The organism is Allobosea sp. TND4EK4 (assembly GCF_900156025.1).
Classification (GTDB): Bacteria; Pseudomonadota; Alphaproteobacteria; order Rhizobiales; family Beijerinckiaceae; genus Allobosea.
The window spans coordinates 370,542-380,829 of sequence record NZ_FTMO01000003.1 but is presented as its reverse complement, the minus strand read 5'-3'; the positions used below and the strand labels follow the sequence as shown (position 1 = coordinate 380,829).

General features: G+C 67.3%; 7 protein-coding genes. 4 read left to right on the top strand and 3 right to left on the bottom strand.

The genetic code is table 11. The annotated features are described in order from the left end of the window. Positions 1 to 177: 177 nt before the first annotated feature. A complete protein-coding gene (locus tag BW981_RS09255) occupies positions 178 to 1,335 on the bottom strand; it encodes an ABC transporter substrate-binding protein (protein WP_076438346.1) in 1,158 nt (385 codons plus the stop codon). 408 nt (positions 1,336 to 1,743) lie between these two features. On the opposite strand from BW981_RS09255, the gene BW981_RS09250 reads away from it, so the two are divergent. Beyond that, positions 1,744 to 3,894 (top strand): indolepyruvate ferredoxin oxidoreductase subunit alpha, encoded by a 2,151-nt coding sequence (locus BW981_RS09250; RefSeq protein WP_076438406.1) that lies wholly within the window; start codon positions 1,744 to 1,746, stop codon positions 3,892 to 3,894. Beyond that, complete coding sequence (locus BW981_RS09245; RefSeq protein WP_083712248.1) at positions 3,891 to 5,453, top strand: indolepyruvate oxidoreductase subunit beta family protein; 1,563 nt, start codon at positions 3,891 to 3,893, stop codon at positions 5,451 to 5,453. The genes BW981_RS09250 and BW981_RS09245 overlap by 4 nt, the downstream gene beginning before the upstream one ends. Before the next feature lie 97 nt (positions 5,454 to 5,550). Here the strand turns inward: BW981_RS09245 and BW981_RS09240 are convergent, their stop codons facing one another. Further along, positions 5,551 to 6,063 carry a MarR family winged helix-turn-helix transcriptional regulator gene (locus tag BW981_RS09240; protein ID WP_244560275.1) on the bottom strand — a complete coding sequence of 171 codons (513 nt, stop codon included), beginning with the start codon at positions 6,061 to 6,063 and terminating at the stop codon, positions 5,551 to 5,553. A gap of 174 nt (positions 6,064 to 6,237) precedes the next feature. Between BW981_RS09240 and BW981_RS09235 the strand changes: the two genes are divergently transcribed. After that, complete coding sequence (locus BW981_RS09235; protein ID WP_083712247.1) at positions 6,238 to 6,708, top strand: acyl-CoA thioesterase; 471 nt, start codon at positions 6,238 to 6,240, stop codon at positions 6,706 to 6,708. A gap of 83 nt (positions 6,709 to 6,791) precedes the next feature. Here the strand turns inward: BW981_RS09235 and BW981_RS09230 are convergent, their stop codons facing one another. Further along, positions 6,792 to 8,402, bottom strand: coding sequence for an ATP-dependent acyl-CoA ligase (locus BW981_RS09230; protein WP_076438345.1), 1,611 nt, complete (start codon positions 8,400 to 8,402; stop codon positions 6,792 to 6,794). A 154-nt stretch (positions 8,403 to 8,556) separates the two neighbouring features. Here BW981_RS09230 and BW981_RS09225 point away from each other — a divergent pair, with 154 nt between their 5' ends. Then, positions 8,557 to 10,173 carry an AMP-binding protein gene (locus BW981_RS09225; protein WP_076438344.1) on the top strand — a complete coding sequence of 539 codons (1,617 nt, stop codon included), beginning with the start codon at positions 8,557 to 8,559 and terminating at the stop codon, positions 10,171 to 10,173. Positions 10,174 to 10,288 lie beyond the last annotated feature (115 nt).

Genomic DNA, 10,288 nt, shown 5'->3' with positions numbered 1-10,288 from the left:
CACTGGCAAGGCGCGCCGACGAGGCGGCGGCACTGCTCGCCGCCCATTACCGCAAGACCTCGGAGCTCGTCGAAGCCCACATGCAGGCCGCGCCGGCTTCCCGATAACCACATCGTCATTCCGGGCCTGCGCTTCGCTCCGTCCGGAATGACGGCATGGATGAGTCCAGGTCTCTCCTCAGGGCAGCAGCTTCCAGCCGCCCTGCTCGATCTTCACCAGCACGCGCGAGCGCTCGTCGACACCGAAGCTGCTTTGCGGCGTGAAGTTGTAGACGGCGTGGGTGCCGACGATCTCCTTGCTCGACATCAGCGCCTGGCGCAGCGCTTCCTTGAAGGCCGGCGTGCCGGGCTTGGCCCCGCTCTCCAGAGCACGCTTGGCAGCATCGGTGAGAACCACCCAGCCGTCGAAGGCATAGGCCGAGAAGCCGTCGGTCGGCTTGCTGCCGTTCGCCTTCTCATACGCCGCGCGATAGGCGAGCGCGACCGGCTTGATCGGGTTGCTGTCCGGCAGCTGCTCGGCGACCGCGACAGGCCCGGTCGGGCAGATCAGCCCCTCGGCCGCCTTGCCGGCGACGCGCAGGAAATCCGTGCTGATCATGCCGTTATTGCCGTAGATCGGGCCCTTGTAGCCGCGCTCGCTGAGCGCGAGGACCGGCAGGGCGCCTGGCGTCGCCGTGCCGCCGACAACGATCGCATCGGGGCGGGTGGCGATCGTCTTCAGCACCTGCGGCATCACCGAGGTGTCGGTGCGGGCATAGCGCTCGTTGTTGACGAGCTTGATGCCGCCCTCCTGGGCGGCGGCCGAAAGGGAGTCGTGCATCAGGTCGCCCAGCGCGTCGCTGAAGCCGATGAAGCCCACGGTCTTGAGGTTGCGCTTCTTCATGTCGGCAACGATGGCTTGCGCCAGCAGCTTCTGCGGCTGCGGGATCTGGACGACCCAGGGGCCGCCATCGCCCTTCGGCGGCTCGGCGATCGGCGAGATCGCGACCATCGGCACCTTCAATTCGGCGGCGACGGTGGCCATCGCGAAGGTCTGCGGCGCGCCCGAGGTGCCGATCAGGATATCGACCTTTTCCTGTTCGACGAGCTTCCGCGCGTTCCTGACCGCGGCGGTGGGATCGGAGGCGTCGTCGAGCTGGATGATGCGGATCGCCTCGCCGCCGACCTCGCCCCGATAGGCGGCGCCTGCCGCGATCCCCTTGGCGTTCGGGATGCCGATCGACGAAATCGGGCCGCTCAGACCGGTGACGAAGCCGACCACGATTTCCGCACGCGCAGCGGTGGCCGCCAGTGCGAGCGAGATGGCCGTCGCGGCGGCAAGGATCCGGTGACGCATGACGATTCCCCTGTTGTTGGTGTCGCCGCAGCACGGCCGCAGCGGTCCACGGCACGCTCTCTGCATGGATGTGACCAGGCCTCGCGGGGCAGGCCGCCATAGGCAATCGGCCCGCATGAAACCGCAGAAACATTCAGCCCACGAACGAATGCTGTCAAGTTTTCGAGAGAGCGGCATTCTTACGAAAATAACCGGGAAAGCACTTTGTCGTTTCCGGGCAAGGGCTTGGTTCGGTGTCGGGGGCCCCGTTCCAGCGGCATCGGCGCCACCGCGGGCTTGACGCAAATTACTTAAGACATAAAGTAACTCGCGGAACAGCCTGAAGACCGTGCGATCCGGCTTGCGCGAACCTCGAGGGGAGGGGCTCGCATGGAGCCGTTCCACGGCGGGCTCGGCGTGGAGGTATCGATGGCGGAACGCTCATTTGCGCGCGAGGTCCAGGATCTGCGCCTCGGCGACGGCGATACCTTTCGCGGCGAGGGCATCCTTGCCATCACCAAGGCGCTGCTGCAATCGGGCGTTTCCTATGTCGGAGGCTATCAGGGCTCGCCGATTTCCCATCTGATGGACGTTCTCGCCGACGCCAAGGACGTGCTCGACGAGCTCGGCGTCCATTTCGAGTCCTCCGCCTCGGAGGCTGCTGCCGCCGCCTCGCTCTCGGCCTCGGTGATGTATCCGCTGCGCGGCGCCGTGACCTGGAAGTCGACGGCCGGCACGAACGTCGCCAGCGACGCGCTGACCAATCTGGCGTCCGGCGGCGTCACCGGCGGCGCCTTGATCATCCTCGGCGAGGATTACGGGGAGGGCTCCTCCATCCCGCAGGAGCGCAGCCATGCCTTCGCGATGAAGTCGCAGATCTGGCTGCTCGACCCGCGCCCCAACCTCGAATCCATCGTCAAATCGGTGGAGGACGGCTTCGAGCTCTCGGAAGCGACCAACACGCCGGTGATGCTGCAGGTCCGCATCCGCGCCTGCCATGTCCATGGCCAGTTCGTCGCCAAGGACAACCGCAAGCCGGCCTACACCATCCGTGAGGCGCTGGAGAACCCGCAGCGCGATCTCAACCGCATCGTGCTGCCGCCGGCCTCCATGCTGCAGGACCGGCAGAAGCTGGAGCAGCGCTGGCCGGCGGCGGTCGATTTCATCAAGCGCCGCAAGCTCAACGAGTTCTTCGGACCCGAGGCCGGCGAGGTCGGCATCGTGATGCAGGGCGGGATGTACAATTCCGTGATGCGCGGCCTGCAATATCTCGGCCTCGCCGATGCCTATGGCGAGAGCAAGATTCCGCTCTATGTCCTCAACGTCACCTATCCGCTCGCCGATGACGAGGTGGCGGAGTTCTGCCGCGACAAGCGCGCCGTGCTGGTCGTCGAGGAGGGGCATCCGGAATATATCGAGCAGGCGATCGGCACCGTCCTGCGACGCCGGGGCGTGGCGGCCAGGCTTGCCGGCAAGGATGTGCTGCCGCTCGGCGGCGACTATACCGCCGCCGTGCTGAGCAAGGGCATCGGCGCCTTTCTCGACCAGAACGCGCCGCATCTTCTCGGGAACCGCCCGCCGTTGCCGAGCGCCGATGCGGTCGTCTCCGCCGCCCCGGTCAAGCAGCTCGCCGAGATCGTGCCGCCGCGCCCGGCCGGCTTCTGCATCGGCTGCCCGGAGCGGCCGATCTTCGCGGCGATGAAGCTGGTCGAGAAGGAACTGGGGCCGCACCAGATCTCGGCGGATATCGGCTGCCACCTGTTCTCGATCCTGCCGCCCTTCAATCTCGGCGGCACGACGATGGGCTATGGCCTCGGCCCGGCCTCGGCCTCGGCCTTCAACGTCGAGGCGGACAAACGGCCGATCTCGGTGATGGGCGATGGCGGCTTCTGGCACAACGGCCTGTCGTCCGGCATCGGCAATGCCGTGTTCAACAAGCAGAACCAGGTCATCATGGTCGTCGACAACTATTATTCGTCGGCGACGGGCGGGCAGGACATCATGTCCTCGCGCGCCGACAATGCCCGCCGCTCCACCAACAACCCGATCGCCAGGGCCGTGCGCGGCATCGGCGCCAAATGGGTCCGCGAGATCGACCGGACCTATGACGTCGCCAAGATGCGGGACACGTTGAAGGCGGCTTTGACCTCGAAGGAGGAGGGGCCGAAGATCATCATCGCCTCCTCCGAATGCATGCTGAACAAGCAGCGCCGGGTGAAGCCGCTGTTCAACAAGGCGGTCAAGGAGGGCAAGCGCTCGGTCAAGCAGCGCTTCGGCGTCGACGAGGATGTCTGCACCGGCGACCATGCCTGCATGCGGCTCTCCGGCTGCCCCTCGCTCTCGGTCAAGCATCTCGACGACCCGCTGCGCGACGATCCCGTCGCCGCGATCGACAACAATTGCGTCGGCTGCGGCAATTGCGGCGAGGTGGCGGAGGCCGCGGTGCTCTGCCCCTCCTTCTACCGCGCCGACGTGATCTATAATCCCACACGCTTCGACCTCTTCATGGCGAAGCTGCGCGGCGCCGTGATCGGTTATTTGCAGCGGCGCCGCGACGCCCGGCGGGTGGTGTTCTCGTGAACGCTGTTGCCCCGCTGCCGACCGGCGAAAGTGCCGCGTTCGACCGCCCGCTCTCGATCGCCGTGCTCGCCATGGGCGGGCAGGGCGGCGGCGTTCTGACCGACTGGATCGTGGCCGCGGCCGAGCATGCCGGCTGGGTCGCGCAATCGACCTCCGTGCCCGGCGTTGCCCAGCGCACCGGTGCGACGATCTATTATGTCGAGATGCTGCCGCCGCGCGGTGGCCGCCACCCGGTGCTTTCGCTGATGCCGACCCCGGGCGATGTCGATGTGGTGGCTGCGGCCGAATTCATGGAAGCAGGCCGCGCCATGCTCCGCGGGCTGGTGACGCCGGACCGCACGACGCTGATCGCCTCGACGCATCGCAGCCTGGCGGTGAGCGAGAAGGAGAAGCCCGGAGACGGCATCGCCGCTTCAGGCCCGGTTTACGAGGCGTCTGATTTCGCCGCGCGCCAGTCGATCCAGTTCGACATGCAGGCGCTCGCCGAAAGGAACGGCAGCGTGATCTCCGCGGTGATGTTCGGCGCGCTGGCCGGTTCCGGCGTGCTGCCCTTTTCGCGCGAGACCTACGAGGCTGCGATCCGCGAGGGTGGCAAGGGTGTCGAGCCGAGCTTGCGCGCCTTCGCGGCCGGCTTCGACCGGGCGGCGCGCCCGCCCGAGCCGGTTCCTGTGCTGGAAGCCGAAGCCCTGCCGCCACCGGTGCCGACGAGCGTCGGCGTGCCCCAGCTCGACGCCCTGCTGGCCAGGGTCCACGGCGAGTTCCCCACCTCCGTTCGGCCGATGGTCTTCGCCGGGGTCAAGCGCCTGACCGACTATCAGGATGTCGCCTATGCCGGCGAATATCTCGACCGCCTGCGCGGCTTCCTGGCGCTGGACCGTGCCCATGGCGGCGAGGCGGCCGGCTATGCCTTCACCGATGCGGCCGCCAAATACCTCGCCGTCGCCATGGCCTATGACGACGTCATCCGCGTCGCGGATCTGAAGACGCGGGCCTCGCGCTTTGCCCGCATCGACCAGGAGGTCGGCAAGCGGGACGGGCAACTCCTCTATATGACCGAGTTCATGCATCCGCGCATGGAGGAGGTCATCGGGACCATGCCGAAGGGCCTCGGCCTCTGGCTCGAGGGCCAGCCCCGGCTGGTGCGCCTGCTCGACCGCGTCGTCAATCGCGGTCGACGCGTCAAGACCGGGCATGTCTCCTGGTTCCTATCGCTCAACCTCGTCGCCGCTCTGCGGCCTGCGCGCCGGCGCCTGCTTCGCCATCTGCGAGAGGGCGCTCATATCGCGAACTGGCTGGCCCTGGCGGAACGGATCGTCGCGCAGGATTACGCACTCGCCGTCGAGGTACTGGCCTGCCGCCGGCTGGTGAAGGGGTATTCCGACACCCATGCGCGCGGCGAATCGAAGTTCGATCGCGTGCTCGCCGCGGCCCCCGGGCTGGTCGGCAAGCCGGATGGCGCCGGCTGGTTGCGGCGGCTGCGGACGGCCGCGCTGGCCGACGAGCAGGGCGAGGCACTGGAGGGAGCGCTGAAGACGCTGGAGGGCGCCTTCGAGGCCTGAGCATCCATCGCTGGGCCGGCGCCGTCTGGAATGATCGGGGCCGCGCGGAAGCCACTACGGTCTCGATCGTGATGTTTCCGAGAAAGACCGGAACGCTCTAGCGCCCGCCGTCACTGCGGTTGGCGACGACGACGCGCTTCAACGAGGCCAGCTTCTTGACCAGATCGTCGATGTCTTCTTCCGGGAAGCCGGCCATGACATCGGCGAGCCAGGCACTGTGCTTCTTCGCCATCCGGCGGAATTTCTGCCGGCCCTCCACCGTCAGGCAGATGATCTGGATGCGGCGGTCGAGATTGGAGGGCCTCCGGGTCACGAACCCGTCCGCGATCAGCCGCTCGATGATCGGCGTCACATTGGCCTGCGAGACCATCAGGCGCTTTGACAGCTCGCCCTGCACGAGCCCGCCCGGCTCACGGTCGAGCTGGGCCAGGATATCGAAGCGTGGCAGGGTGAAGTTGAAGGTCTCGCGGAACTGGCGGCGCAGCTCGGACTCGATCAGGGTGGAGCAGGCAAGCAGGCGCAGCCAGAGCCGCACCTCGCCGCGGTGATCCTGGTCGCCGGCAGACCGCTCGCCGAGGCGAAAATCGTCGAGTTCTTCGTGGATAGTCAAGGCACGATCCTTTTGAGATGTCACCCGGCCGCCGGCTGTCTCTTCCTCCTCGCTGATATCGCTCAAAACTCCCGGCAATGAAACCGTTCTTTTGAACGGAAGCCGGTTTCGCTCTCGACAGCAGAGGCGCGTCGCTCTAAGAATTGCTTAGTGCCTTAACTAATGCGAGGGTCCATGTCGCGTTTCGCTCCCTTGCGGACGAGCGATCTCTCTCCAGCCATCTGGCGGCACGCTCTCGCCATCCGCTTCGGCCACTGCGACCCGGCTGGCATCGTCTACACGCCGCAATACTTCCACCTCTTCAACACCGTCCTTGAAGAGTGGTACGCGCAGGCGCTGGGCATCTCCTATTACGAGCTGATCGGCCCGCGCCGAACCGGGCTGGGCTATGCCCACGCCTCGGCCGATTTCGCCAAGCCTGCGCGCATGGGCGAGACGCTGGAGGTCGCGGTCGTCATCGAGGCGCTCGGGCGCAGTTCCGTGACGCTGAAGCTGCATGCCTTCAAGGACGGGCTCGAATGCGCCAGGGGCTCTTTCGTCACCGTCGTGACCTCGCTGGCCGAGCACAAGGCCATTCCCGTCCCCGACGATCTGCGCGCGGCCTTCGAGGCCTATCGCGACCGCTGCGGCGGCCCGACGGCCTGAGGCCGCGGCCTCAGGTCTCCGCCGAAGTGGTGGTCCTCGCTCCCGACGCCTCTGGCTGAGGGTCGAAGCAGCCGGTCAGGCTGTCACCGCTTCACCTGATAGCCGGACTTCTCTCGATCCCAGGTCTGCTCGCTCACACCCCGGCTGCGCAGCGTGGGCTTGCTGATCTTGCCGTTCTCGGTCAGCGGCATCGCCTCGACAAAGGTCAGGAAGCGCGGCAGTGCGAAATAGGCCAGCCGGTCCTCGCAATGGCGCAGCACCTCCTCCGGTGAAAGCGCTGCGCCGGCCTCGAACTGGATCGCCGCCGCCACCTCGTCCTCGCCGAGCTCGGACGGCAGCGGGTAGACCGCGCAGGCGCCGATGGCAGGATGCGCCAGCAGGATCTGCTCGACCTCCCAGGAGGAGACGTTCTCGCCGCGCCGGCGGATCGTGTCCTTGATCCGGTCGATGAAGCGGTAATGTCCGGCCGGCTCGCGCACCACCCGGTCGCCGGAGTGGAACCAGTAGTTGCGCCAGGCTTCGACGGTCTTCTCCGCCATGTTGTAGTAGCCTGTGGCGAAGGAAAACGCTCGGGTCGGACGCAGCAGCAGCTCACCCGAGACGCCATCCGGAACCGGCTCGTCGTTCTCGTCGACAATGCAGGCCTCGACGCCCTCGGCGAGATAGCCCAGGCTGCCGGGATGATCGGACGGGATCGGGCTGGCAAAGACGAAGTTCGTCTCGGTCGAGCCGTAGCCGTCGAGCAGCGGAACGTTGAAGCGGCTGCGGAACACGTCGTGGAAGCGCGCCGGCACGCCGCCGCCCAGCGCGACCCGCAGCTTGTGCTCGCGATCCTCGGGCCGTTCCGGCTGCGCCAGCAGGATCGCCGCCATCGCGCCCAGCAGATAGCCTACATTGGCCTCGTGCTTGCGGATCGAGTCCCAGAAGCGGGAGGCGGAGAATTTCGGCTCCAGCACATAGGTGCAGCCATTGATGATCGCCTGGTAGAAGGCGTTGAGCGCATTGGTGTGGAACAACGGCAGCGTGGTCAGCAGTGTCTCGCCCTCGCGGATATCGAGCGCGCGAGCCGAATAGACACCCCACCAGAACATCTGCGCCTGCGGGCAGCAGACGCCCTTCGCGGGGCCTGTCGTCCCCGAGGTGTAGAGGATCGCGACCGTGTCGCCGGGCTTGACCGGCCCGGGCGCGATTCCCTCCCCGAGAACGGGAAGGGTGCGCCAGCCGGCCCGCGCCGGCGCGCTGTCCCCCGCCACCCAGGTCTTGGGCGGCAGCAACCCGGCATCGATCGTGTCGAGCGCCGGAAACGAGGCATCCTCGATCACCAGCAGCGCCGGCTCGGCATTGCGCAGCACATGCTCCAGCTGGCCGCCGCGCAGCGCCAGGTTGATGGGCACGGCGATGACGCCGAGCCAGGCGCAGCCGAGATAGACCTGCAGGAACTCCGGCCGGTTCGAGCACAGGATGGCGACGCGGTCGCCATGGCGCAGCCCCGCATCCGCCAGCGTCTTGGCGGAGGCCGCTGCGATCCTGGCGGTATCCGCGAAGCTCCAGACCGTCTCTCCGAACACGAGGAGGCGTCGGCCGCCGTAGCGCTCGGCCTGTCGCTGGAGCAGGGTCGGCAGCACGCGCTCGGCTGGGGCGAAGCGCCGAACCGCGTCGATGGCGTCGAGAGGCGTGCGGCCGAGATCGCTCATGCGATCCTCCAATCTGCGCGGATGCAAAAGCCGGCAGGCCTAAAGGGCCGGCAAGCGGCAAATTAGTTCATGCCCGAAGTAATTTGACAAGGGCCTATCGCGCTGCGTGCGGATCGCTTTATAGATGAGGTGCTTCTGCTCCGGAGATTGGTTCATGGACGTTCTTGGCCGCTTCGCTTCGCCGCATGATGCCTTTGCCGCGTCCGTGCAACGGTCCCCGGACGCACCCTTCCTGATCGCGCCCGCGAGCGCGGGGCTCGCTTATGCGCCGGGCGGCTTCAGCCTCGCCTATGGCGAGGTCGGGGCCCAGGTGGAGCGGGCGAAAGCCGCCTACAGCCAGGCTGGTTACGGCCGCGGCGCGCGCGTCGCCCTCCTGCTGGACAACCGGCCCGAATTCTTCGTGCACTGGCTCGCGCTTAACGCGCTCGGGGTCTCGATCGTCCCGATCAACCCGGATCTGCGGCCGGAGGAACTCGCCTTCCAGCTCTCGCTCGCCGATGTCGATCTGGCCCTCGGCGTCGGCGAGCGCATCGCACCGCTCGCAAAGGGAGCGGAGTTCACCCGCTTCCGGCCGGTCGAGCTCGGAGCGGCCATTCCGGATTGCCGCAAGACGGTTACGGCGCAGGCCGGAGACCGCGACGCGGAATGCGCGCTGCTCTTCACCTCGGGCAGCACCGGCAAGCCCAAGGGCTGCATCCTGTCCAACCGCTACTTCCTGCAGGTGGCGCAGTGGTATCACGGCCAGGGCGGCATCGCGGCGGTGGAGGAGGGCGACATCAATCTGACGCCGCTGCCGATGTTCCACATGAACGCGCTGGGCTGCAGCGCCGTCGGCATGATGGCCACGGGCGGGGCGGTCGTTCCGCTCGATCGCTTCCATGCCAGCCGCTGGTGGGCCAGCGTCGCCGATAGCGGCGCGACGATCATCCATTGTCTCGGCGTCATCCCCGCGATCCTGCTGCAATTGCCGCCGAGCCCGGACGATCGACGCCACAAGGTCCGCTTCGCCTTCGCGCCCGGCGTCGATGTCCGCCACCGCGCCGCCTTCGAGGAGCGTTTTGGCATCCGCATCGTCGATGCCTGGGCGATGACCGAGACGGGCGGTGCGGCGGCGACGACGACGGCGGAGGTTCCCGCGGGCTTCGAGTCACGCTGCATCGGCAAGCCCGCGGCGAGCATGGACTATCGCATCGTCGATGAGCAGGGTGGCGAGGTCGGCAAGGGCCAGGCGGGCGAGCTGCTCGTCCGTGCCCGCGGTGACGATCCCCGGGCGGGTTTCTTCAGCGGCTATCTCGACGACGAAGCCGCGACGGAGGAAGCCTGGCAGGGCGGCTGGTTCCACACCGGCGACTTCATCCGGCAGGGCGATGACGGCCTGCTCTATTTCTTCGATCGCAAGAAGAGCATCGTGCGCCGCAGCGGCGAGAACATCGCGGTGCTGGAGGTCGAATCGGTGCTGCAACGGCAGGAGGCTGTGCGGGCCACCGCCGTCACCCCCGTGCCGGACGAGCTTCGCGGCGAGGAGGTCTTCGCCTTCATCGTCGCCGACACTGCGGAAAAAGCGGCCCTCGCCGAGCGCATCCTGCGCGAAAGCGCCGCGCTGATCGCCTATCACAAGCTGCCTGGCTATGTGGCCTTCGTGCCGGATCTGCCGCTCTCGGCGACGAAGAAGCTGGCGCGCGGCGAGATCAAGCAACTCGCCGCGAAGGCGGTGGAGGATGGCACGGCGCTCGATCTGCGCCCGCTGAAGGCCAGCCTCCGCAAACACTGAACGTTCGCGTTGCGAGCGTTCGCGGGCCGTCACGCTTCCGGGAAAATGCGGGTCATCCCGGACAAGCTGCGCAGCAGCGTCGATCCGGGATCCATCATAGCCCTCCGGAGGCCTC